Annotated in this window: 23 protein-coding genes; 9 read left to right on the top strand and 14 right to left on the bottom strand. The window is 53.3% G+C overall.

The annotated features are described in order from the left end of the window. Positions 1 to 280 precede the first annotated feature (280 nt). A complete protein-coding gene (gene typA / locus MO867_RS00085; RefSeq protein WP_252463893.1) occupies positions 281 to 2,089 on the bottom strand; it encodes a translational GTPase TypA in 1,809 nt (602 codons plus the stop codon). Between the two features lie 132 nt (positions 2,090 to 2,221). On the opposite strand from typA, the gene MO867_RS00090 reads away from it, so the two are divergent. Continuing rightward, positions 2,222 to 2,437, top strand: a complete 216-nt coding sequence (locus MO867_RS00090) for a hypothetical protein (RefSeq protein ID WP_252463894.1) — start codon at positions 2,222 to 2,224, stop codon at positions 2,435 to 2,437. Positions 2,438 to 2,494: 57 nt separating this feature from the next. Here MO867_RS00090 and thiI read toward each other — a convergent pair whose 3' ends face one another. Continuing rightward, complete coding sequence (gene thiI / locus MO867_RS00095) at positions 2,495 to 3,991, bottom strand: tRNA uracil 4-sulfurtransferase ThiI (RefSeq protein ID WP_252463895.1); 1,497 nt, start codon at positions 3,989 to 3,991, stop codon at positions 2,495 to 2,497. A gap of 315 nt (positions 3,992 to 4,306) precedes the next feature. On the opposite strand from thiI, the gene glnA reads away from it, so the two are divergent. Further along, positions 4,307 to 5,713, top strand: coding sequence for a glutamate--ammonia ligase (gene glnA / locus MO867_RS00100; protein WP_252463896.1), 1,407 nt, complete (start codon positions 4,307 to 4,309; stop codon positions 5,711 to 5,713). Between the two features lie 206 nt (positions 5,714 to 5,919). Further along, positions 5,920 to 6,477, top strand: a complete 558-nt coding sequence (locus tag MO867_RS00105; protein WP_252463897.1) for a DUF4124 domain-containing protein — start codon at positions 5,920 to 5,922, stop codon at positions 6,475 to 6,477. 74 nt (positions 6,478 to 6,551) lie between these two features. Here MO867_RS00105 and MO867_RS00110 read toward each other — a convergent pair whose 3' ends face one another. Beyond that, positions 6,552 to 6,701 (bottom strand): hypothetical protein, encoded by a 150-nt coding sequence (locus MO867_RS00110; protein WP_252463898.1) that lies wholly within the window; start codon positions 6,699 to 6,701, stop codon positions 6,552 to 6,554. A gap of 118 nt (positions 6,702 to 6,819) precedes the next feature. Here MO867_RS00110 and glnL point away from each other — a divergent pair, with 118 nt between their 5' ends. The 3 genes from glnL (at position 6,820) to MO867_RS00125 (ending at position 9,947) form a co-directional block, all read left to right on the top strand. Then, on the top strand, positions 6,820 to 7,902 hold the full coding sequence (gene glnL / locus MO867_RS00115; protein ID WP_252463899.1) for a nitrogen regulation protein NR(II): 1,083 nt from the start codon (positions 6,820 to 6,822) through the stop codon (positions 7,900 to 7,902). 3 nt (positions 7,903 to 7,905) lie between these two features. Next, a complete protein-coding gene (ntrC, locus tag MO867_RS00120) occupies positions 7,906 to 9,312 on the top strand; it encodes a nitrogen regulation protein NR(I) (RefSeq protein WP_252463900.1) in 1,407 nt (468 codons plus the stop codon). Between the two features lie 302 nt (positions 9,313 to 9,614). Next, positions 9,615 to 9,947, top strand: a complete 333-nt coding sequence (locus tag MO867_RS00125) for a PAS domain-containing protein (RefSeq protein WP_252463901.1) — start codon at positions 9,615 to 9,617, stop codon at positions 9,945 to 9,947. A 77-nt stretch (positions 9,948 to 10,024) separates the two neighbouring features. On the opposite strand, the gene MO867_RS00130 is transcribed toward MO867_RS00125, so the two are convergent. The 11 genes from MO867_RS00130 to MO867_RS00180 form a co-directional block, all read right to left on the bottom strand. Further along, positions 10,025 to 10,546, bottom strand: coding sequence for a peroxiredoxin (locus MO867_RS00130; protein WP_252463902.1), 522 nt, complete (start codon positions 10,544 to 10,546; stop codon positions 10,025 to 10,027). Between the two features lie 164 nt (positions 10,547 to 10,710). Continuing rightward, complete coding sequence (locus MO867_RS00135) at positions 10,711 to 11,838, bottom strand: AI-2E family transporter (RefSeq protein ID WP_252463903.1); 1,128 nt, start codon at positions 11,836 to 11,838, stop codon at positions 10,711 to 10,713. 33 nt (positions 11,839 to 11,871) lie between these two features. Further along, the gene (locus tag MO867_RS00140) at positions 11,872 to 12,582 is read right to left on the bottom strand and encodes a D-Ala-D-Ala carboxypeptidase family metallohydrolase (protein ID WP_252463904.1); all 711 of its coding nucleotides are present in this window, start codon (positions 12,580 to 12,582) and stop codon (positions 11,872 to 11,874) included. Positions 12,583 to 12,597: 15 nt separating this feature from the next. Then, positions 12,598 to 13,278 (bottom strand): D-Ala-D-Ala carboxypeptidase family metallohydrolase, encoded by a 681-nt coding sequence (locus MO867_RS00145; RefSeq protein ID WP_252463905.1) that lies wholly within the window; start codon positions 13,276 to 13,278, stop codon positions 12,598 to 12,600. 184 nt (positions 13,279 to 13,462) lie between these two features. Then, positions 13,463 to 15,010 (bottom strand): phosphoenolpyruvate carboxykinase, encoded by a 1,548-nt coding sequence (locus MO867_RS00150; RefSeq protein WP_252463906.1) that lies wholly within the window; start codon positions 15,008 to 15,010, stop codon positions 13,463 to 13,465. A gap of 291 nt (positions 15,011 to 15,301) precedes the next feature. Then, positions 15,302 to 16,180, bottom strand: a complete 879-nt coding sequence (gene hslO / locus MO867_RS00155; protein ID WP_252463907.1) for an Hsp33 family molecular chaperone HslO — start codon at positions 16,178 to 16,180, stop codon at positions 15,302 to 15,304. 140 nt (positions 16,181 to 16,320) lie between these two features. Continuing rightward, the gene (locus tag MO867_RS00160) at positions 16,321 to 16,770 is read right to left on the bottom strand and encodes a DUF4124 domain-containing protein (RefSeq protein WP_252463908.1); all 450 of its coding nucleotides are present in this window, start codon (positions 16,768 to 16,770) and stop codon (positions 16,321 to 16,323) included. Between the two features lie 24 nt (positions 16,771 to 16,794). Beyond that, positions 16,795 to 18,288 (bottom strand): S1C family serine protease, encoded by a 1,494-nt coding sequence (locus tag MO867_RS00165; RefSeq protein ID WP_252463909.1) that lies wholly within the window; start codon positions 18,286 to 18,288, stop codon positions 16,795 to 16,797. 85 nt (positions 18,289 to 18,373) lie between these two features. Further along, positions 18,374 to 18,751, bottom strand: coding sequence for an RNA-binding S4 domain-containing protein (locus tag MO867_RS00170; protein ID WP_252463910.1), 378 nt, complete (start codon positions 18,749 to 18,751; stop codon positions 18,374 to 18,376). Between the two features lie 41 nt (positions 18,752 to 18,792). After that, positions 18,793 to 19,476 carry a GMP/IMP nucleotidase gene (gene yrfG, locus MO867_RS00175; RefSeq protein ID WP_252463911.1) on the bottom strand — a complete coding sequence of 228 codons (684 nt, stop codon included), beginning with the start codon at positions 19,474 to 19,476 and terminating at the stop codon, positions 18,793 to 18,795. An 80-nt stretch (positions 19,477 to 19,556) separates the two neighbouring features. Then, positions 19,557 to 20,222, bottom strand: coding sequence for a lysoplasmalogenase (locus tag MO867_RS00180; protein ID WP_252463912.1), 666 nt, complete (start codon positions 20,220 to 20,222; stop codon positions 19,557 to 19,559). Positions 20,223 to 20,427: 205 nt separating this feature from the next. Here MO867_RS00180 and cysK point away from each other — a divergent pair, with 205 nt between their 5' ends. The 3 genes from cysK (at position 20,428) to MO867_RS00195 (ending at position 22,520) form a co-directional block, all read left to right on the top strand. After that, positions 20,428 to 21,345, top strand: a complete 918-nt coding sequence (cysK, locus tag MO867_RS00185; RefSeq protein ID WP_252463913.1) for a cysteine synthase A — start codon at positions 20,428 to 20,430, stop codon at positions 21,343 to 21,345. A 38-nt stretch (positions 21,346 to 21,383) separates the two neighbouring features. Further along, entirely contained in the window at positions 21,384 to 22,220 is an 837-nt protein-coding gene (cysQ, locus tag MO867_RS00190; RefSeq protein ID WP_252463914.1) for a 3'(2'),5'-bisphosphate nucleotidase CysQ, read from the top strand. Between the two features lie 96 nt (positions 22,221 to 22,316). Continuing rightward, positions 22,317 to 22,520, top strand: coding sequence for a hypothetical protein (locus MO867_RS00195; protein WP_252463915.1), 204 nt, complete (start codon positions 22,317 to 22,319; stop codon positions 22,518 to 22,520). Positions 22,521 to 22,703 lie beyond the last annotated feature (183 nt).

Genomic DNA, 22,703 nt, shown 5'->3' on the forward strand with positions numbered 1-22,703 from the left:
ATAGTCTAAAACCTTTTATTAAGGAAACCTTTTTTTTATTTTTTTGTTCAGAATTGGGAAGCAAATACTACATATGAAGGGTTAACCACATATTTATTTGGCGGGGCATAATGGATTTTTCAAGTGGCCTCTTTATTGAGGCATCAATTAAAAGGCTATTTATTATTTTGTAAGGAAACAGAACATTTGAGATTTTGGGTCTTTAATAAATCCTGCTGTCACTAAATGGCAAATAAAAAAGGCCCCGTGGGGCCCTTTTAAAATTTGAAGAAAATATAAATTATTTCTTCGCGCGCTTACGCATATTTTCCTGCAGGACTTTTTTGCGTAGACGGATAGAGTTGGGAGTTACCTCGACCAATTCGTCGTCTTCGATGAACTCCAAAGCCTGTTCCAGAGTGTGGCGAACCGGCGGCGACAGAGTCAGCGCATCATCGGTACCGGAGGCGCGCACGTTGGTGAGCTGCTTGGCTTTGGTGGGGTTTACCACCAGGTCATTGCCGCGGGAGTGAATACCAACGATTTGCCCTTCGTAAACTTCTTCGCCGTGGCCAAGGAATAGACGGCCGCGGTCTTGCAGTGCAAACAGGCCGTAGGCGAGGGTCTTGCCCTTAACCATGGAAACCAGTACGCCGTTGACACGCTTGGCCACTTCACCCTGCTTCACCGGACCGTAGTGGTCGAAGATACTGGTCATGATGCCAGAACCGCTGGTGATGGTGAGGAACTGGGAGCGGAAGCCGATCATGCCGCGCGAGGGGACGATAAAGGTCAGGCGCACGCGGCCCTTGCCGTCCGGCTCCATATTGGTGAGGTCGGCTTTACGCAGACCCAGCTCTTCCATAATCGGGCCCTGGTGCTGGTCCTCGACGTCGATGACCACCTGCTCGTAGGGCTCGTGAATCTCGCCATCGACTTCTCTTTGCACTACTTCGGGGCGGGATACACCCAGCTCGAAGCCTTCACGGCGCATGGATTCGATCAGCACGGACAGATGCAGTTCGCCGCGTCCAGAGACCTTAAATTTGTCCGGAGAGTCGCCTTGCTCTACGCGCAGGGCCACGTTGTGAATCAACTCCTGATCCAGGCGTTCCCGGATATTGCGCGAAGTGACGTATTTGCCGTCCTGGCCGGCGAAAGGTGAGTCGTTGACCTGGAAGGTCATGCTCACGGTGGGTTCGTCTACGCTCAGGGCGGGCAGGGCTTCCGGGGTGTCAATATCACACAGAGTGTCGGAAATATTCAGCTCACCGACACCGGTAATACAAACGATATCGCCGGCGCTGGCCTGTTCCACTTCCACACGCTCCAGCCCCAGGTAACCCATGACCTGCAGAACCTTGGCCTTGCGTGAGTTGCCTTCGCGGTCGAGTACCACAACCTGTTGATTGGGCTTGAGGGTGCCACGACTGATGCGGCCAACGCCGATGACGCCCACATAACTGGAGTAGTCCAGGGCGGAAATCTGCATCTGGAAAGCACCGGTGGGGTCAACCTTGGGCGGCTCAACCTTGTCCGCAATCATCTGGAACAGCGGCGTCATATCGTCGGCCATGTCCGTGTCGTCCAGGCCGGCGATGCCGTTTAGGGCTGAGGCGTAAACGACGGGGAAGTCCAGCTGTGCATCGGTGGCGCCGAGGCTGTCGAACAGATCGAAAACCTGGTCCATTACCCAGTCCGGACGGGCGCCGGGGCGGTCGATTTTGTTGATAACTACGATGGGGTTGAGGCCCTGCTCAAAGGCCTTTTGAGTCACGAAACGGGTCTGAGGCATGGGGCCGTCCACTGCATCGACCAACAGCAGTACTGAGTCAACCATGGACAAAACACGCTCTACCTCGCCGCCGAAATCGGCGTGCCCTGGGGTGTCGACGATGTTGATGCGGTAGTCGTTCCAGCGGATGGCAGTGTTCTTCGCTAGGATGGTGATGCCGCGCTCACGCTCCTGATCGTTGGAGTCCATGACCCGCTCGGCGCCTTCGTCGCGACGGTCGAGGGTGCCGGACTGGGACAGCAGCTTGTCCACCAGGGTGGTTTTGCCGTGGTCAACGTGGGCGATAATGGCAATATTGCGCAGATTGTCTATCACTGGGGGCCTCTGGGCGTTAAATCTGGGTAAATCGGGGCGGGGCACCTGCGGGGTTTCTACAGCAGCATTCCGGCCAAAGGCGGCGATTATAGGGGCGTAGCGTTACAAATGGGAGCAGCAATTGGATAAAAAATGCGCGGAGATGTGGGATTGGTGGTGTCGGCCGCCCGCAATGGGCTTGGGGCCGGCTGGGGAGCGCGGGTGTCTCCTCAGTTCGAAGTGCCCACTTGGCGGCTAGTTTCGTCTGCAGGGGGGATTGTTGGAGAAGGTATTTCCTCGATGCCGGGCCGTGATACCAGAACAGGTCGTGCAACTACCAGCAGTTACTTTTACTTGAAGGGGGCGTGAGGGGCGGTAGGAGTGAACTGCCGGCCGCCGATAGTGGCGGCCGGGGTTTAGGGTGTGTCAGCTGGCATCGCCGCTATTTTTGTTGCCCGCGTTGCGATGTGGGAGCTCCGGGCGGAATACTCCGACGTTGCGAAAGCCCTCATCCAGCAGGTGGGAGGCGTGCAAGCGGCTCATTACACCGCGCGCGCAATACAGCAGGTACTCCCGGTCCTGGTCCAGGTGGGCAAAGGTTTTGTTGAGGCGATAGAAAGGCACCGTCTGTATTTCGCAGTCCAGCTCCAAGGGGTCCAACTCTTCCTCGTCGGGGTGGCGAATGTCGATCACGATTGCGTTGCCAGGCTCCTCGCGGATATCCACTTCAGGTGCTTCGCCATCCACTTCTTCGATCACTTGGTCGATGTTCTGAATTGTACGATTGCTGATGGCACGGTCCAGAACGGCGAAGTCGAAACGGTTTTCCTCGGATTCCACCTTTTCGATTTTGGCTCGGGTGGTGGGTCTCACCGATATCACGCCGCAGTATTCGGGCATGTTCGCCGCGAACTCTTCAGTGCCGATTTCCCGCGAGGTGCGAATAATGTCGGTTTTATCCGTAGTGATCAGCGGGCGCAATACCAGGGTGTTGGTAACACTATCGATAACCGCCAGGTTTTTCAGGGTCTGGCTGGAGACCTGGGCGATGGCTTCACCGGTCACCACCGCATCCACCTCTAGTTCCTTGGCAATCACATCGGCGGCGCGCAGCATCATACGCTTTAAAATTACGCCCATATGGGAGTCGTCGACGCGCTCAAGAATTTCTGCGACCACTTCCTCAAACGATACCGTGACAAAACGCACGCGGTGGGAGGCTCCGTATTTATTCCACAGGTAGTAAGCCACCTCCTTAACGCCCAGTTCGTGCTGGCGCCCCCCCAGGTTAAAGAACAGGAAGTGAGTGCGGAGACCGCGTTTCATCGTCAGGTAGCTGGCCACGGTGGAATCAAAACCGCCGGATACCAGCGACAGTACCGGGTCCTGGGTGCCCAACGGGAAGCCGCCGAGACCGGGGTGCTGCACCTCGATGACATTGAGCTTGTCGTGACGGATTTCCAGTTTCACCGTGATATCCGGGTTTTTCAGTTTTACCCCGGCTGCCTCGGTGTTCTTGTTGAGGCCGCCACCCACGTACTGTTCCACATCGAGGGATTTGAAATCGTGTTTGCCCGAACGTTTTGCCCGTACACAGAAAGTCTTGTCTTTCAGCGCGGGGCCCCACACTGATAGGGTTTTCTCGTACATGTCGTGCAAGTCGCCCAAAGGGAACTGACGCACGCGGGAGAAGTTGGCAATACCGGGGGTGTGAGAGAGCACCTCTTCGATACGCCCGCCCAAGTGAGAGACAGCATCGGGAGCGATCACATCGATCTTTTCCCAGTCCTTGCGCACCTGGATACGATCGTCCAGCGGGCGCAGCAGGCGCTGCAGGTTGTCCTTGAGCTGACGCGACATGCGTTTGCGCACAGGGTTGCTCTTAATGGTGATCTCTGGAAAAAACTTGACGACAAAGTGCATGGGAATCCGTGGGGTACCGCATGTTGATAGAAGGTGCCGCATTATAAACTAGCCAGAGGCAACTTGGTTGCGCACTGTTTGTGGGCGAGGTCGAACTAGGTGTGTGCTTTTTTGGTGCGTATTTGGGTGGCCGCCGGGCCACAATGCATCTATCCTGGCTCCGTTAGCACTTTGCTGGGCCTTGCACTGGCGCCACAAGGCGATTGCCCTAATTTGGCACACTCCTTGCTTTATTACACGCCAGGTAAAGAGTGAATGCCAGCAGCGACTGCAAGGCATAGCGACCAATTACTTTTCAAGACCTGGAGGACTGCAATGTCAGCGAAAACGCTCGGTTTGATTAATGAGAGTGAAGCGAAGTGGATAGACCTGCGCTTTACCGATACCAAGGGTAAAGAACAGCACGTTTCCATCCCTGTGTCGGAAGTTGACGGCGAGTTCTTCGAAGAAGGCAAAATGTTTGATGGTTCTTCCATCGCCGGTTGGAAGGGTATCAATGAATCCGACATGATCCTGATGCCGGATGACGACACTGCTTTCCTCGATCCCTTCACCGATGAAAGCACCGTTATTATTCGTTGTAACATCGTAGACCCGATCACCGGTCAGGGTTACGAGCGCGATCCCCGCTCCATCGCACTGCGCGCTGAGGAGTACCTGAAGTCCACCGGCCTGGGTGACACCGCGCTGTTTGGTCCAGAGCCTGAGTTCTTCGTTTTCGACGACATTACTTGGGGTGCCGAAATGGGGGGCGCCTTCTACAAGATCAACTCCGAAGAAGCGGCCTGGTCCTCTGGTCACAGCTTCGCCGAAGGCAATATCGGTCACCGTCCCGGTGTTAAAGGCGGCTACTTCCCGGTGCCTCCGGTTGACTCCCTGCACGATATCCGTGCCGCTATGTGTTCCGCTATGGAGCAGATGGGCCTGCGTGTAGAAGTACACCACCACGAAGTGGGTACTGCTGGCCAGTGCGAAATCGGTGTTGCTGCCAACACCCTGACCAAGAAGGCGGACGAAGTACAGATCCTTAAGTACGCCGTGCACAACGTTGCTCACGCCTACGGCAAAACCGCAACCTTTATGCCCAAGCCGTTGGTTGGTGATAACGGCTCTGGTATGCACGTACACCAGTCCTTCAGCAAGGACGGTGTCAACCAGTGTGCCGGTGATGCCTACGCTGGGCTGTCCGAAGCTGCTCTGTACTACATCGGCGGTATCATCAAGCACGCTCGCGCCTTGAACGCACTGTGTAACGCCTCTACCAACTCTTATAAGCGTCTGGTTCCTGGCTACGAAGCACCGGTTATCCTAGCTTATTCCGCGCGCAACCGCTCTGCGTCTATCCGTATTCCTTTCGTACCTTCCCCGAAAGGCAAGCGCATCGAGACTCGCTTCCCGGACCCGACCGCCAACCCCTACCTGTCTTTCGCCGCACTGCTGATGGCGGGCCTCGACGGTATCAAAAACAAGATCCACCCTGGCGACCCTGCGGACAAAGACCTTTACGACCTGCCGCCAGAAGAGCTGGCCGAGTACCCAACGGTTGCTACCAGCCTGGAGAGTGCCCTGGACGCCCTGGACGAGGATCGCGAGTTCCTGACAGCCGGTGGCGTATTCACTGATGATGCGATCGATGCCTATATCGAGTTGAAGCGTGAAGAAGTAGAGCGCCTGAACATGACCACTCACCCGGTCGAGTTCGATATGTACTACTCCGTGTAATAGCGACTGGCATCACTTGGATGCCGTCGAGCTGTTCGCGAAAAGCCCGCACCCCTCTGGTGCGGGCTTTTTTATTATGGGTACACTGTCAGTTGGAAGTTGACTGTGCCGTTGTTGCCGCATCTGGGGTAAAGCGGTATTTAAGTGTGTCATGAAGCCCTTTGAGGGGCTGAAAAGGAGCGTCCGTCCAGCGGTCGAATAACACGATGGGAATTCAGAGGCTACTGAGAGTTATTTTCCTGGCTACACCACTAGTGGCTACCGCGGGTACCGATGGCGGCAGTGAAACCGGGGCTATTTACAAAGTCACTGGCCCCGATGGTCAAGTGACCTTTAGCGATACGCCACCGCCTAGTGGAAATTCAGAGAAAGTCGAGCTCGCCCCTATCAATATTCAGCCGATAGCGTTGCCGCGGGAGCTGCCCAGGCGCAAGTTGTCTCCGAGCAGCGATGAGGATGAGGCACTGGGTCCTGTCTCGATTCGAATAGTGAGTCCTTTAAGTGAGGCAACCATTCCTCCGGGACAGACATTAATCGCACTCCAAGTGGAGGTGGCTCCCCAGTATCCGAAGGGGGCGAGCTTCTATGCAATCATCGACGGCCAGCGCTGGCAGGGGAGTTCTGGGGGGGAATCCTTGGATATCTCAGCGCTGGAACGAGGTGCCCATAGCGTGCAGGTGGTCCTGGTCGGGGCCAAAGGACAGCGCCTGGCCCAATCCCCGGCGATAACCATCTATGTTAAACGCCCGATAGCGAGGGGCTGAGGTCACAGTATGGGGCGCAATGCCCCTTCAGGATTTAATCGCTGCCTCCCCCTTTTCGCACCCCTTCCATCTGTTTATTTTTTGACCTTCGCACCCTTATGGTGCATTCTCGCCAGTTGATACAAATGACTCTCTCCTGATAGATAACGCTTGCCGCCATCGCCATCGCCATCGTCACTGGCTGCGCACTGGAAATGTTCGGTCGAGGTCAGTTCAGCGTGCAAGGACCTGCTTTTGCGCCATTTTGGTTTACTTTTTGCACTGACTGGATACAAGCGCTTATTCCTCCGGGGGCTGGATGGACTCTGGCCTTGACCCCGGACAGAACTGGAGATTTTGTAAATGCTTAATGATCGCCAGTTGCGCCAGCTACTCGATAGCCTAACTTCTGCTGTGCTGGTGCTGGATGAAAAGTTATCAGTTTGTTATCTGAACAATGCTGCAGAAGATTTACTCGCCGCCTCGAGTGCCAGGGTCAATGGTTTGCCGTTGGAGCAGGTGGTACGCGAATCATCCAGTGCTCATCAGACTATGCGGGAAGCCTTGCGCAAGAGTGAAAAATACACGGTGCGCCGGGCTAGTTGGCACTTGAATAACCTGGAAACCCGCACTGTGGATTACTCGGTAAGCCCGGTGCCGGAGTTGGGTCTATTGCTCTTGGAAGTACAGCCGATGGATCGTCTGTTACGTATCGCCAGGGAGGACGCATTGATCAGTGCCCAGGAAACCACGCGCAATCTGGTACGCGGTATGGCACACGAGGTGAAAAACCCGCTCGGTGGTATTCGCGGTGCTGCGCAACTGTTGCAGCGGGAACTGCCGGATCCCTCTCTGGATGAATATACCCAGATCATCATTGAAGAAGTGGACCGCCTGCGCAACTTGGTGGATCGTCTATTGGGGCCGCGCCAGCCGGTACAGCTGCAGCCGGTCAATGCGCATGAGGTATTGGAGCGGGTGGCACAGCTTGTGGATGCCGAATGTGGCGGAAAGCTGTGGATTCGAAGGGATTACGACCCGTCAATTCCCGATGTGCCAGCGGATAGCGAGCAATTGATCCAGGCGCTGCTGAATATAGCGCGCAATGCGATGCAGGCTATCGATGAAAGTATCGGGCTCAGTAGCGGCGAAATGGTGCTGCGCACACGTATACAGCGCCAGTTCACCATAGGCCGGCGCAACTGCCCACTGGTATGTCGTATAGAGATTGAAGACAACGGCCCCGGTATTCCGGAAGAAATCCGTGAGCGGATATTTTTCCCGATGATCTCTGGACGCGCCGAAGGTTCGGGTCTTGGACTTTCTATTTCTCTGAACATTATCAATCAACACAAGGGGCTGATTAAGTGTGACAGCCGCCCCGGGCGCAGTGTGTTCCAGATTTACCTGCCCCTCATGACTGAATTAGCAAATACAGGAACCTAGAGCATGAGTAATCGCGTTTGGATTATTGACGACGACAGATCAATCCGCTGGGTGCTGGAGCGGGCGCTGTCGCGGGAGGGCATTGAAACCCAATGTTATGAGAGTGGTGATCGTGCTCTGGATGATTTTTATAGCGATTCACCGGATGTCGTTATCAGTGATATTCGTATGCCGGGCTCCGATGGTTTTAAGCTATTGCAGCGCTTTCAGGCTGAGCGCCCAGGTCTGCCAATTATTATTATGACTGCACACTCGGATCTAGACAGCGCAGTGGCTGCCTATCAGGGGGGGGCTTTTGAATATTTGCCCAAGCCTTTTGATATTGATGAAGCCGTCGCTGTTACCCGCCGTGCATTGATGCACGCCAGTGAACAGAGTGCGGAGGAGCGTGTAGAACCCGAAAACGGCACGGGCAGTAAAGAGATCATTGGCGAAGCGCCGGCGATGCAGGAGGTGTTTCGCGCGATCGGCCGCCTCTCGCACTCCAATATCACTGTATTGATCAACGGAGAATCCGGTACAGGGAAAGAACTGGTGGCGCAGGCGCTGCACAATCACAGCCCGCGCCGGGATAAGCCTTTTATTGCGTTGAATATGGCCGCTATTCCCAAGGACCTGATGGAATCGGAATTATTTGGTCATGAGAAAGGCGCCTTTACCGGTGCCAGCTCGCAGCGTGCAGGGCGCTTCGAACAGGCCAATGGCGGTACTTTGTTTTTGGATGAGATCGGTGATATGCCCGCAGATACTCAGACGCGATTATTGCGGGTGCTCGCCGATGGGGAGTTTTACCGGGTGGGTGGTCACACCCCGGTAAAAGTGGATGTGCGGATTATTGCTGCGACACACCAGGATCTGGAAAATTTGGTGCGTCAGTACAAGTTCCGTGAGGATTTATTTCATCGCCTCAACGTGATTCGCATCCATATTCCGAGACTGGCGGACCGCCGCGAAGATATCCCAAGGCTGGTAAGGCACTTCTTTAACTCTGCGGCCAATGATCTGGGGGTGGAAACGAAGATCCTGACCAAGGAAGCCGAAGAGTACCTGTCCGGGCTCGACTGGCCCGGTAATGTTAGGCAACTGGAAAACACCTGTCGCTGGATTACCGTGATGGCCTCCGGTCGTGAAGTACATATCGAAGATCTACCGCAAGAGCTTCACCAGCAGGGCGCGGTAGCAGAGGCCCCGGCAGACTGGCAAAAGGCCCTGCGTCTGTGGGCCGATCAGGCTTTATCGTCAGGGCAGCGCGAGATTCTCAGTGAAGCAGTTCCCGCATTTGAGCGCGCCCTGATTGAAATTGCTCTCAAACATACCGCTGGTCGAAAACGCGACGCTGCTGATTTACTCGGGTGGGGGCGCAACACCTTGACTCGCAAGCTGAAAGAATTGGAAATTGTCGGAGACTAGGCCTCCTGAAGGGGTTCTTTATGAAAATAAAGAACCCGATTTTAACGGCAGCAATACTTAATAGTTTTGATTGTTTTATATTTAGCCATAGCGCTTTTTAGATTCTTCACTGTAGAGTGGATTGTATCTATCCTTACGTTTTCTGAATATCACCCTTCTAATTTTGTCGGGTATGCTTGCGATTTACCTTGAATAGTGAATCCCTATTTTCTGCTCGTGACAGTATTAATATATTTTAAGCATTACATTTAGGCACTGCTAGAATTAGGGGTAGGCTAAACTATTATTGTCGCTGGTATTATATGACTGCTGAAGATTTACAAGTACTGAGCGCACTTCCATTTTTATTTTGGGTGAAAGATCGGTCAGGGATCTACCTTTGGGGCAATCAGCAAATAGGCCAATTGGCCGGTGGCGCTGTTGTTGGAAAAACAGACGATGAGTTGCCCTGGGCAAATAATGCAGTGGCACTAAGAGCAGCAGATACCCGTGTTTTTTCTTCTGGTACACCCGAATATTTGCATGAGTACGTCGATAGGTCTAGTCGAGGAGAGGCCACACTGAATGTCTGCAAATGGTTGGATGAATTTGAGGGGGAAAAATGCTGCTTCGGTATCTCTTTTGTGATTTGCTGACGACTGTATTTTTGAATATCAATAAATAGCCCGGAGACTTTCCGGGCTATTTATTATGTGCTGGATGACTGGCGTACTTAGGATGACTTATTTTTTACGTCCAGTTCGGCCAGAGTTCGCGCTATATCCTCAGCGCTAGTGGCCGGCTTTATATCTTTATCAATCTTCAGTATACGGCCATCCTCCCCAATATAAATAGTAATCCTGCGGGCAATATTCATTATGGGGATCAGTACATCATAAGATTTGGCGACTTCACCCGTAGGGTCGCTGAGTAGCGGGAAATCAGCTTCGCTTTCCTTGGCAAAACGTGTGTTGTCTTCCAGGTCATCCGTACTGGCCATGTAGTAGGTGGCTTTAAACTCTTTGATCAAGTGGCCATTTTGGGCGAGAGATTTACATTCAATCGTACAACCCTTGGTAAAAGCTTTTGGGTACCAGGCGATTACCACGGTGCTTTTACCCTTCAGATCGGCCAGTGAATGGGTTTTCCCATCCGAGCCTTGAAGGGAGAAGTCCGGTGCTATATCCCCTACCTCGAGGGCTAGGGCGGGGAGGCTGATCAGAGTTGTAAGCAGAAAGGTTAGCCAGTGTTTCACGAATAGGTCCCTTGAGGTTGATGGTACGTCTATGCTACTCCGGCGTAACCGATCGGGCCACTTTGATAAGAGGCCCTTTTCAGTCGGAGAGCTTGGTTTTTATCTGTGCAAAATGTCCGTCGGCGAAATCTATAATTCATCGATTTGCGCCACCTGAGAAATTATCAAAGATCCTCGGGTTTTGGAGGCATCAGCATATCTTCAGGGTGGACAAACTCCCGCATAAATATCTCCCAGAACGCGAGGAAGAGAGCGGCGAGTAAGGGGCCAATAGCAAAGCCGCTAATCCCAAACATAAACAGGCCGCCAACGGTGGAAAAGAGCACTAGATAGTCAGGGAGCTTGGTATCGCGACCTACCAGGATGGGGCGCAGCAAATTGTCGACCAGGCTGATCACGGTTAAACCGTAGGCCAGTAGAATCGTAGCCTTTATTGGCTCGCCAATCGCGTAGAGGTAAATGGAAGCAGGTAGCCAGATCAGCGCTGCACCCACGGCCGGTAATAGCGATAGCAAGGTCATCAGAACCCCCCAAAGCACCGGTGCGGGTATACCGAGTATCCAGAAAATTATACCGCCCAACGCGCCTTGGGTAATGGCCACTACCAGGTTTCCCTTGATCGTTGCTCGAGTTACTTCGGCAAACTTGGCCAGCAATAGGTGTTCGCGCTCATCGCCGAGGGGTAGGGCGTGGATAATCAGGTTTACCAGCTTTTCACCGTCGCGGATTAAGAAGAAGGTGAGATAGAGCATTAAGCCGAGCATGACAAAAAAGTTAACGGTATTTTGTCCAACTTCAATTGCGTTTCGTGCTACGAAGCTGCCGGCGTTCATTACGCCTCCTAGCAAGCGTTGTTTGGCTTCTTCAATATCCACGCCAATGCCTTCGAGTATGCTGTTGACCCTGGGGAAGGCATTGCGAATCTGCTCAAAGGATTTAGAAACGTCAATTTGCCCCTCTTGAATCTTGTGGTAAAGGGTTACCGCTTCATTAATAAATGAGGTGGTTACCACTAGTACCGGTATTACCAGTAAGACAATACACATCAACAGGGTAAGCAGAGCCATTGAATTAGGCGAATTGGGAAAACGCTTCATTAACAAGCGGTAGACCGGGTAAAAAATCAAGGCTGTGGCACATGCCCAAAAAATAGGAGTAAAAAAGGGTTTTATCAGTAGTAAAAAAGCTACGCTTACCAACAAAAGAGTTAATATAAACGAGCGCCTTTCGAGTTTTTCCTGCACTGCAACTTCCTCTGCTTCACGGGCTACCCGGCGATATGGGGTGCCCAATTTTTGCTCTATCTAAGCAGAAGCAGTGTGGTTTTACCAGCGCCTGTACCCGCAGGTATCCACATGAAAGCGGACACTCCTGTAAATCCCCAGACCCATTTGCCACTGAAGGCCGTTGCGTTTGTGGATGTCCCTGAGTACGGGAATCAACTGGTCTCTAGAAAATTTCTGTTGTGGCACCATATCCAGTCCACAAAAATGTAAATGCTTACTGCCCTTGGAGCCACCGGCTTTGCGGTTGTAGCCGACAGTGCGCCAACCGGAGACAACCGTAATGGGGCCAATGCGAGGTACGATTTCCCGTTCAATAACCCGCAAAGTATTGACCATCCCCCACCAGAGTTCTTTGGGGGGAATCGCGAAAGGGGGTTCATCCAGATCCTGCCAGTCGCTGCCCTGTCGCAATAGTTCAAAGGGGGGAACCACCTGATCGACTCGGTTATTACGCAGAAATTTTTTCAGCTTGGTGAAGCGCGCATGGTTATTCCCCTTGCTGAGAAATCGGCTGAAAGCGCGCTCTGAAGCGGCGGGATAGCCTTGAATGTCGTATACCTCGGGGATCATGAGTAGAGGCAGGATATTGATTGGCGATCTTACCCTGTCGTCTAAGTCTCGAACCCGCTCGAAAGTGAAAATAAAAAAACCGAGCAGGATGGCAAGAACGATTGCGCCGATAATCAGTATTTGGCGGCGCAAGTTCTGTCGGCTGATCTCTACGAACTCTGTATTACGTTGCTTAAACATAGGGCGCTACCTCAGTTACCGGGTGCGATAGCCACAGGTGTCTATGTGAAACAGAATTTCCTCAGTGAGCTCCAGACCGAGATTGCTATCGGGACCAAGGCGAGCGTGCATAGCGGTCAATTCCTCTTTGAGTTCTTTGTGACCGATATTGGATTTTGGAATCAGGTCCAGCCCACAAAAATTCCGGTGCCTAGCTGAGTCTCTGCCCTGAAACTTACGGTTGTAGGTATCGCTTCTAAATGCTGACACTACGGCGACCGGGCCAATCAGAGGCACTACATGATCCCGTACCAGGGTGAGCGTACTGACAATATTCGGCCACTGGCTCCGAGGGGGGATTGCGAATGGCGCTTCTTTTAGGTCGAGCCAATCACTGCCCTGGCGCAGTAAATCCTGCACAGGGAATACGCCGACCACACCGCGCTCCTGCAGAAACTGGTTGAGTGCTTGTATCTGTGCTCGATTGTTGCCACTTCGCAGGAACTTGTCGAAGGTCCCCTCGCTGGCGATTCGGTGCCCCTTGAGCTCTACGTAGGGCTTTTCCTGCGAAATGAAATAAAGGAATAACCAGAGTGCCAAGAGGATCGCACTGAGAATCAGGATAAGGGTACCGACCACCACCCGGTTGACGCGCTGCCCAGGCGGTTTATGCGGATACAGAGTTTCAAAGCGGGTAAAGGAATTGCCTGCGGACATAGGACTCGCAACTGCTGCTTCGGTGATTACGTTGCAGACGTTGAATTCGTCGGCGCCTGTTTAATCACTATAGCCGCAAAATTCTACGAGCCGGGGGCTTTGCGAGGGTGTAAAAAAGCCGCTGCACCGGGGGGGCAGCGGCTTTGAAGTCACAGAGGGCTCAGTCCGCCTGATGACCTATCAATTAGGCTTGTGGGCCCGCTTTCTTGACGTCTTCGCTGACATTGAATTTCTTAATGTTTTCGGCGAACAGCTTTGCCAGTTTACCGGCTTGGTCGTCGTAGGCGGCCTTGTCAGCCCAGGCTTCGCGCGGATTCAGGTAGGACTTGTCGACACCGGACACTTCCACCGGGATATCCAGGTTCAAGGCGTCCAGGTGCTCTGTAGCTACGCCTTCCAGAGCGCCGCTTTGGATACCGGCAACCACTGCGCGAGTCACTGGAATTGGGAAACGCTTGCCGTTGCCGCCGGAGCCGCCGGTCCAGCCGGTATTGACGAGATAAACCTTGGAGCCGAACTCTTCGATACGCTTCATCAGCAGGTCTGCGTATTCGCGCGGTGCGCGCGGCATGAATGGAGCGCCGAAACAGGTGGAGAAAGTCGGGTGGATTCCGGCCTCTGCGCCCAGCTCAGTGGAGCCGACGCGAGCAGTGTAGCCAGACAGGAAGTGATAAGCCGCAGCCTCTTTGGAGAGGATGGATACCGGAGGCAGTACGCCGGAGACATCACAGGTGAGGAAGATAACGTTCTTCGGCTCACCGGCACGGTTTTCCAGCTGGCGCATTTCGACATGCTCCAACGGGTAGGAACAACGGCCGTTTTCGGTGAGACTGGTGTCGCAATAATCGGCGGTGCCGTTATCGTTGGTCACTACATTCTCGACGATGGCGCCGAAGCGAATTGCGTCCCAGATGACCGGCTCATTCTTTTGGCTCAGGTCAATAGTTTTGGCGTAGCAGCCGCCTTCCATATTGAACACGGCACCCTTGGTCCAGCCGTGCTCATCATCGCCTATCAGGTAGCGCTCTGGATCGGCGGAAAGGGTGGTCTTGCCGGTGCCGGACAGACCAAAGAACAGGCAGGTGTCGCCATCTTCGCCGACGTTAGCCGCACAATGCATAGGCATTACGTCTTTTTCCGGCAGCAGGAAGTTCTGCACGGAGAACATGGCTTTTTTCATTTCACCGGCGTAGCGCATGCCCGCCAGCAGTACTTTGCGCTGACCAAAGTTGATGATCACGCAGCCTTCGGAGTTGGTGCCATCGCGTTCGGGCTCACAGACAAAGTGAGGAGCATGAAGAATCTTCCACTCTTCCTTGGACTTGGGATTGTATTTCTCGGCACGAATAAACATGTTGCGCCCGAACAGGTTGTGCCACGCCGTTTGGGTGGTCACTACAACCGGCAGATAGTGGTCTTCGTCCTGGCCCACATGCAGGTGCTGAACGAAGGTATCGTCACCAGCAGCAAAAGCCTCTACACGATCCCACAGGGCGTCAAATTTATCCTGCGGGAAAGGGCGGTTGACGTTGCCCCAGGCGATACTGTCGGCAGTGGAGGGCTCTTCTACAACAAAGCGGTCAGCTGGGGAGCGACCGGTGCGCGCGCCGGTTTCAGTCACCAGAGCGCCTGTATCTGACAGCTTGCCCTCGCCGCGTGTCAGAGCCTGCTCTACCAATTGTGCCGGTGATAGGTTCTTGAAGACCAGCGCGGAGTCGTCGATCTGTGCCATTCGTGCATTACCCGTGAAAGTTGGATAGTAAAAACATTGGGGCTGCCCAAGGTTTAGACAGCCGTAGAAAATTTGGGGGGCGCATTATTGCAAAAATCAAAATAAGCCGGTAGCAACCTTGGATGCTTTGTAGTCAGTGACAGCGCTGTCATGGAAAATAATCTGAGTTTAGATTAGTTTAATTTATATAGGTTGTAGCCATTATTTCCTGCGTGAATTATTGTCGGTCGCTGATTGGGATTTGTTTTGAGGCTACACAAAGCGGGAGTTTGTTGTGTAGCCCCAGCGGGTTTAATGCAAGGTATGGGGAGGCGCGTTTAGCAGGGATTCAATCTGATCCCGTACAAATCGGTAATGGGCATTGCAAAATTGGCAGTCGGCGACAATTTCACCACCCTGCTCTTCCAGTAGTTGATACACATCTTCGGCGCCCAGTGAGACCAGTGCGCGGGCACTGCGCTCTCGTGAGCAGCTGCACTTGAAACGAATATTATCAGTACCCAGAGTTGCGGGCTCTAGCTGGTGGAACAGGCGGTGAATCAGTTCCGGATGAGGGACGGTGAAGAGCTCTTCAGCAGTCACTGTATCTGCCAGATGAATGGCTGTTTCCCAGGTATCTTCGTTTTCCTCTGCTGAAGCGGCGTTGTTGCCGGGTAGAATTTGCAACATGAGCCCGGCCACGGAGCTATCACTACTTTCGAGCCAGACGCGGGTGGCCAGTTGCTCTGACTGTTTGAAATAGTCTTCCAGGCACTCTGCCAGACTTTCCTTTTCCATAGGGACCACCCCCTGATAGCGCTCACCGCGTTTGGGCTCAAGGGTGATGGCCAGGGCTCCGCGAGTACCGATCATATCGCGCAGGGTGGCGTTTTCATTGAACTGCACATCGTCTGCAACCCGGGCTATGCCACGCAGATCACTGTGATGGGTACACTCCGCCATAATCAGGGGCACATTGCCCTCACCGCGGGCTTGCAGGCTGAGTACCCCTTCAAATTTCAGCGTGGTTGAAAGTAGGCAGGCTGCGGCTAGGAATTCTCCCAGTAGACGCGCTACCGGTGCTGGCAGGGGATTGTGTTCGAGAATATCGCGGTAGGCATCAGTCAGTGTTACCACCTGCCCGCGAATGTCGTGTTTGGAGAAGATAAAACGTTCCAGCTGATCGGACATGGATCGGGTGCCTCGGTATTAAAACCGCAGGATTTTAGAGGTGGATATCCCTAAATGGTAGCCGTCGGTAATCATTGCGGCCCCTGTTGCCGCAGGGGAGGCGCACCGATTGGGGCATTGGCGGCACGGACAAGAGAGTGTTAGCTGCAGTAATCGTTAATCTGGCGTTGTAGCTTCGCTGCCATTTGCTGGCGTTCCCGCTCAGTACGGCGGACTTCGTTACCGTTATTGTCGAAAAATGCCACGCGGCCCTGCAGGATCTTGAGGTTACTGCGGGCCTTACTGCAGGCTTTATCCATTTCTTGCTGCTTTTCTTGCGCTTCGCGCAGTTGTCGCGCCTGGTACTCCTCGTCAACATTACGAGAAACCCTCACCGTATTTAATGGCTGCCGTTTTTCTGTAGAGCCAACAGCGTTGATCGGCGTAAGGTTCCCGGAGATATCCTTGGCCTTGGTGTCAACCGGTGGGCGATCACCAAAGTGGACACGGCCACCTTCATCGACCCAGCGGTACAGTTCTCCACTATAGGCAACTGCGCTGGCGGTCAGTAACAGGCCGCCCAGAACGACTTCTAAACACAGTAATTTCACGGCTATTCCATGCCCCTTATTGTTCTATTGTTCTTTGTTAGCCAGTTGGCTAAATAGCCCCTGAGAGTGGCGTTGGGGGATGTGGTAAGTTTGCAGGATTCGCGGTTCCTGCTCTCGCGCTTCAGCGGCGTCGAGCACCATACGATAGCCGGAGCGGTCGCGCAGCTCGATAAAGTCCTGCTTATTGGTTTCCATCAATTGGGCAAACTCATCAAAGTCTGTAATGCTGTGGCCGTTCACAGTATTGATGGTCCAGTTCTTCCAGTCGTGATATCCGAGATTCACGTTAGCGGGTAGCACCTTCAGCGCTACTACCATTTCACGCTGCTCCTCGTTGCTCCACTGGTTGCGGGCGTAGAGGTAGTCAATAGGCGCTTTTGAGTGCCAGTTACTGCCCCAACGTTTGATCAGGTTCATATTCAGAGGCACAAAGACAACACCGCCATAGATGTAGTAGCGGGGCTGGCGGTCAAACTGCTCGCCTAGAACCATCGCGCGCGAGGGGGGCGCTGCCGCCAGGGTCACTTCTGCCGCCTGCTCTTCACCGTTGCGGGAGAAACGCACGGGTAACTTGTCGCCGACATGGTGTCGGTCTACGGCATAATGGTAGTTGGTACGCTGATTTTCGCGCCATTCCACTGTGCGATCTGCGGCTACTTTAAAGCCATCCACTTGCAGTAGCACATCCCCGGGTTGGAATACTCCGGCGGAGGGAGCGTCATCAAATACCTTCACGATCATGGCGCCATCCTGGTCCTCCTCCAGGCCGGCGGCCTTTTTCATTGAGGGGCTCTCCAGGCTTTGGGTGACCACACCCAACTCGGGGAAACCCTGGTGAACATTGTCCCTGGCATCTTCGAGTACATGGGTGATTACACTAGGCGGAACAAAATAACCCAGGTTTTCTGCACTCTGGTTGGTCTGCATGGCCACGCCGACGATGCGCCCGTTGGAAATGACCGGGCCGCCGCTGTTGCCGGGATTGATTGCAGCATCAATCTGGCCGGCCATCAGGTAGCTTTCGGCATGGGCGTAATACTGGTGCTCGACTCGGGAGAGCACGCCGCGGGTAATGGATAAGGATTTGCCGCCAATCGGATAACCGTAGACGGTGACTTCTTCTTGTAAGTCGGGCAGCTTACCCAGAGTGAGTGGGTGGGTGTCGTTGAAAAAAATCTCGTCTTCGACGGTCAGCAACGCTAAGTCTGCATCGTGAGAGATAAACTTAACCCGTGCGCGAAATTTCTTGGCATCACCGTGGCGCTGCACCTGAATAAAGCTGCCGTTGGCGACCACGTGCGCATTGGTGAGAATCTGCCTGTTGCGGATCACTGCGCCAGAGCCGGATAGCTGCTTGGGGTTGAGCAGGGCCCAGGGATTGAAGTAATCCGGAGCGGCGGCAGTGGTGTAAATCTTGATGATTGAGCGCTTGAGCTGCTCGTGTTCACGGCTGTCTGCTAGGGCGGTCTGCATACCGAGCAAAACCAGCAGGGAGATGGCGATCAGTCGTTTCATCATGGCTGTTTTCTATCGGGTTAAGTGGGGGCAGTTTAGCAGCTAAAGTGGCAAATGGCGGAAATTTCACCACTTTTGTCCTAGGATTCTACTCCTGTTCTCGCAAAAAACGGTGTATTTGCCGGCGCTGCTTTTTATTGGGCCGATCTTGTTGAATACCGGCATTGGTGGCTTGGCGCTCAGCTTTTTCCCGCTCGCGGCGGCTGATGCTGTCCTCTGTCTCGCGGTAGAGCATGCGGGCAATTTCGGCGCCACGGCGCTGGTTAGACAGGGAGACCACCTCAACCTCCACCAGGTCCCAGCCCTGGCGAATGCTTAGTTTGGCACCAGTAGAGACTTCTTTGCTGGCTTTGACCCGATGGCCATCAGCATGAACCTTGCCGCCCTCAATCGCCTGTTTGGCAATATTGCGGGTTTTGAAGAAGCGTGCGGCCCAGAGCCACTTGTCGATACGTACTTTTTCCATCGGTTTCCAGCGTTTAACTAAGGTGACTTCGCCAATGCGGGCTATGCGGGTCGCTCGTTTGGGGCGCTGTTATCGAGTGCCATAATTTCGTCGAAATGATGAATTGCCGGAAAATCGGTAATTTCCCGTTTGGGCCCGCGACTGTCTGGCTGGCGAATACACAGCAGGTGCGCGATACCGTAATCCTGGGCTGCGGCGAGCACACTCTGGTTATCGTCGACAAACAGGGTTCTGTCTGGATTAAATTCCAGCTTCTCGCGCAATGTACCCCAGAAATGGGCACTCTCTTTGGCATGTCCATAATCGTGGGAAGAGACGATGCCGTCAAACCAGCGGTCGATGCCGGTGATTTCCAGCTTGTGTTCCAGCCCTTGACGGTGTGCATTGGTGACCAGGAAAGTGGGTTTCTGCAGTTGCTGTAGGCCGTTCAAAAAGGCCTCGGTATGGGGGCGCAGGGCGATACGCTCCTCAATCTCGCGCAATATTCCGAGGATATCCAGCTCTAGCTTTTCCTGCCAAAAATCGAGGCAGTACCACTCCAGGGTGCCGCGGCGGGCGTTGATTTCGGTCTCTAATTTTTGCTGGGCCTCATTGGGGTCAAAGCCGTGAACCTCTGCGTAACGCTTGGGCAAATGGGTCAACCAAAAGTGATTGTCGTAGTGCAAATCCAGCAGGGTGCCGTCCATGTCCAGTAATACGGTATCGATACTTCGCCAGTCGAGCATGGGCACTGTCTACCTTTCTGAGGTGTGTTGGGAAGACAAAGTTTAGTTGGCTTGGCCTTGTGCTCCCGGTCGGTCCGGTATTATGCCTGGGCGCGGCGGATGCCGTACAGGATAGCGAGTTGTGCGCCGTAATAAGTCAGCATAATTGCACTATCTGCAAATGGTAGCGGCGCGATAAATTTGTTGATGGCGATCAATGTATCCGAGAGCATAAAGGTTACCGCTCCGGTAAATAGTAGAGCGGAATCGCCCCGGTGTATCGACGCAGCAACAGCCATGGCGACGATGGCCAGCAGATAGAACAGTACAGCAGGTGCTAGCCCCCCCGATGCGGGCAGGATAACCCGCCCTAAAGCCAGTGTTACTAATGCTATGGGGATCACTCTTGCAAGGCTGCGCCGATTCAGCCGCTCCGCATAGCGTAGGAACCCGGCGGCGTAGACCAGTTGTGCGATCAGGAAAGCGCCCAAGCCAAAAATAAAGTGATGGGCGAATTGCAGTTCCAACAATATATCTCCCAGTGCCGAGAAACTGAGAGCCACAATAACGAAGCGTTGGGTGGTGCCACCAAGTTCGATTTTGGCAATGATCAATAGAGAGAGAATTGGCAGTGCCTTTAAAGCTGGCATCCAGAGGCCCTCTATTTTCCAGGTATCCAAGAGGATGAATAGGGTGGCACTGGCAATAAAAAAGCGCAGAAAGGAGTGTGGGATAGATTGCGTAGAAATTGGGGTTTCTGAGTTCATTGGGATCTACCTTGTTGTTATTTTGTGTGCCCTCTGATCAATTTAGCGTTTTTCAACGCATTCTTCGATGGCTTCCTGAGCTGGTACCCAAATGAGTTTCCCTGGGTAGCTGGTGCGGGGTATTTCTGAGGTAGTATGGCCCGATATTGAATAAATACGCCTGGCACAGGCCTGTTGTGCGCATTAATAATGGAGAGCTTCACCGATGAAAGCAGCCAATATTCTGGAAACAATCGGCAATACCCCGCATGTAAAAATAAATCATCTCTTTCGACCTGATATCGAAGTTTGGATGAAGGTAGAGCGTTTTAATCCGGGCAGCAGTATTAAAGATCGTATTGCGTTGGCGATGATCGAGGATGCCGAACGCAGGGGCGCTCTGCAGTCGGGGGGTGTCATTATCGAGCCCACCTCCGGCAATACCGGTATTGGCTTGGCAATGGTCGCTGCGGTGAAGGGATATCGGCTGATCCTGACTATGCCTGAGTCGATGTCGGTAGAGCGCCGCCAGGTAATGAAAGCGATGGGGGCAGAATTGGTACTTACACCAAAAGAGCGCGGTATGGGCGGTGCTATTGCCAAGGCAGAAGAGCTACTCGCCTCGCATGAAAATAGCTGGATGCCACAGCAGTTTAACAATCGTGCCAATGTCCAGGTACACAGGGAAATTACATCGAAGGAAATTCTGGCGGATTTTTCCGACGGGCTCGATTATATGATTACCGGAGTTGGTACGGGTGGGCATATTACCGGTTGTGGAGAGGTGTTGAAGGAGCATTTTCCCAACCTTCAGGTCTATGCGGTAGAGCCGGAAAAATCACCGGTTATCAGTGGTGGTGAAAAAGGACTACACCGGCTGCAGGGCATTGGCGCCGGATTTATTCCGCAGGTACTAAACACCAAAATTCTCGATGGCACTGTATTAGTCAATGAAGAAGACAGTTTTGAAATGGCGCGGCGTTGCGCGTTGAAAGAGGGAATTTTTGTCGGTATTTCGTCCGGTGCCAGCCTAGCTGCCTTAAAAAAGCGGGAGGGTGAAATGAATCCGGGTAGTCGTGTGCTGGTTTTCAGTTATGACACCGGTGAGCGCTATCTCTCGGTGCAGGACCTTTTTCCCGCTTAAAGCCTTATAATGCCGAGCTCACAGATTAGGGAGTGGTAATGGACAGAGTACTTTTAGAGCAGGTTATTGATATCTGCAAACGCGCTGGAGAGGCGATTCTCGAGGTGTATCACAGCAGTGAAGAACTGCAAGTGGAGACCAAAAAGGACGATTCACCGGTAACGGTTGCTGACTTGGCTGCACACAAGGTACTGGCGCCCGCATTGGCACAGTTAATTGAAGGCGTGCCGGTACTGTCCGAAGAGGAAGAGATACCGTCCTTCGACGAGCGCAGCCAGTGGCAGCGCTATTGGATTGTAGACCCACTCGACGGTACCAAGGAGTTTATCCGGCGCAACGGAGAATTCACCGTCAATGTTGCCCTGATTGACAATGGCGAACCGGTACTGGGGGTGGTTCACGTACCAGTGCTGGATATTACCTACGCCGGTTGTAAGGGCGAAGGTGCCATTAAGAGAGATGCGAGCGGCGAAAATCAAATCCAGGTGCGTTCGCTCAAACCGCGTTTGGAAAAGAAAGAAGTTGTGGAGCTGGTTGCCAGCCGCAGCCATGGAACCGGCACTGTCGATCAGCTGGTACAGCGCATAGAGTCGGAGCTGGGCACAGTGGCCTGCAAAAATATGGGTAGCTCACTGAAGCTATGCCTGGTCGCTGAGGGCGCAGCCGACTTGTACCCGCGTCTGGCGCCCACTTGCGAGTGGGATACAGCAGCAGCTCAGGCCGTCGTTGAAGCGGCAGGTGGTATTGTGGTGGATGAGGATTTTAATCTGTTGCGCTATAACAGCAAGGAATCGCTGCTAAATCCCTTTTTCTATGTGATAGGGGATACCTCCTTTGACTGGCAGGCGCTGCTGAAGAGTCAATCCACAGCTTAGCTTTTATCGTCAAAAGAAATACGTCATGAGCCCCCACCATTGTTGGTGGGGGCTTTAAAAACTAGACCCAGTGCAGATAACTGAAGGGGCTCTCCTATGCCTGGAGCCAATCAGCGGTTAAAGCAGGAAAAAGGTGAGGTTCGTTGTTTGCGTCGCGAGCTGGAGGAGGAGATAGCCTGGCTGCAGCGGCATTTTGAAGCGCTTTCCAATGTGAGTGCTGAAAACGATATCGCATTGCGACGCACCTATAACAGCATGTTGTTTTCTCGCAGGGCGCTACTGGGGAGAATGCCCCGGTAATCAGCGTCTGTTTTAGTTAGCTTGTTAAATATACCTTTGCTAATTTTCTCAGCTCTTTTACTTTTGCCAAAAGTGCACTGACTTTGCCTGTCACCTGCCTATTAAGTAATTTTCTATAGTCTTTTCCCTGCCAAGTTTGTAGTTAAAGCATGTTGAGCGGTACCAGTCTGAAATTGTATTTCT

The organism is Microbulbifer okhotskensis, assembly GCF_023895975.1.
Lineage (GTDB): Bacteria > Pseudomonadota > Gammaproteobacteria > Pseudomonadales > Cellvibrionaceae > Microbulbifer > Microbulbifer okhotskensis.

Excerpts from the sequence above, each read along its gene's own strand:
- yrfG (WP_252463911.1), bottom strand. The coding sequence starts at position 19,476 with ATGCTCGACTGGCGAAGTATCGATACCGTATTACTGGACATGGACGGC.
- MO867_RS00165 (WP_252463909.1), bottom strand. The coding sequence starts at position 18,288 with ATGATGAAACGACTGATCGCCATCTCCCTGCTGGTTTTGCTCGGTATG.
- glnA (WP_252463896.1), top strand. The coding sequence starts at position 4,307 with ATGTCAGCGAAAACGCTCGGTTTGATTAATGAGAGTGAAGCGAAGTGG.
- ntrC (WP_252463900.1), top strand. The coding sequence starts at position 7,906 with ATGAGTAATCGCGTTTGGATTATTGACGACGACAGATCAATCCGCTGG.
- MO867_RS00125 (WP_252463901.1), top strand. The coding sequence starts at position 9,615 with ATGACTGCTGAAGATTTACAAGTACTGAGCGCACTTCCATTTTTATTT.
- MO867_RS00090 (WP_252463894.1), top strand. The coding sequence starts at position 2,222 with ATGCGCGGAGATGTGGGATTGGTGGTGTCGGCCGCCCGCAATGGGCTT.
- MO867_RS00145 (WP_252463905.1), bottom strand. The coding sequence starts at position 13,278 with ATGTCCGCAGGCAATTCCTTTACCCGCTTTGAAACTCTGTATCCGCAT.
- cysK (WP_252463913.1), top strand. The coding sequence starts at position 20,428 with ATGAAAGCAGCCAATATTCTGGAAACAATCGGCAATACCCCGCATGTA.
- glnL (WP_252463899.1), top strand. The coding sequence starts at position 6,820 with ATGCTTAATGATCGCCAGTTGCGCCAGCTACTCGATAGCCTAACTTCT.
- MO867_RS00140 (WP_252463904.1), bottom strand. The coding sequence starts at position 12,582 with ATGTTTAAGCAACGTAATACAGAGTTCGTAGAGATCAGCCGACAGAAC.
- MO867_RS00195 (WP_252463915.1), top strand. The coding sequence starts at position 22,317 with ATGCCTGGAGCCAATCAGCGGTTAAAGCAGGAAAAAGGTGAGGTTCGT.
- MO867_RS00105 (WP_252463897.1), top strand. The coding sequence starts at position 5,920 with ATGGGAATTCAGAGGCTACTGAGAGTTATTTTCCTGGCTACACCACTA.
- thiI (WP_252463895.1), bottom strand. The coding sequence starts at position 3,991 with ATGCACTTTGTCGTCAAGTTTTTTCCAGAGATCACCATTAAGAGCAAC.
- MO867_RS00170 (WP_252463910.1), bottom strand. The coding sequence starts at position 18,751 with ATGGAAAAAGTACGTATCGACAAGTGGCTCTGGGCCGCACGCTTCTTC.
- cysQ (WP_252463914.1), top strand. The coding sequence starts at position 21,384 with ATGGACAGAGTACTTTTAGAGCAGGTTATTGATATCTGCAAACGCGCT.
- MO867_RS00150 (WP_252463906.1), bottom strand. The coding sequence starts at position 15,010 with ATGGCACAGATCGACGACTCCGCGCTGGTCTTCAAGAACCTATCACCG.
- hslO (WP_252463907.1), bottom strand. The coding sequence starts at position 16,180 with ATGTCCGATCAGCTGGAACGTTTTATCTTCTCCAAACACGACATTCGC.
- MO867_RS00180 (WP_252463912.1), bottom strand. The coding sequence starts at position 20,222 with ATGAACTCAGAAACCCCAATTTCTACGCAATCTATCCCACACTCCTTT.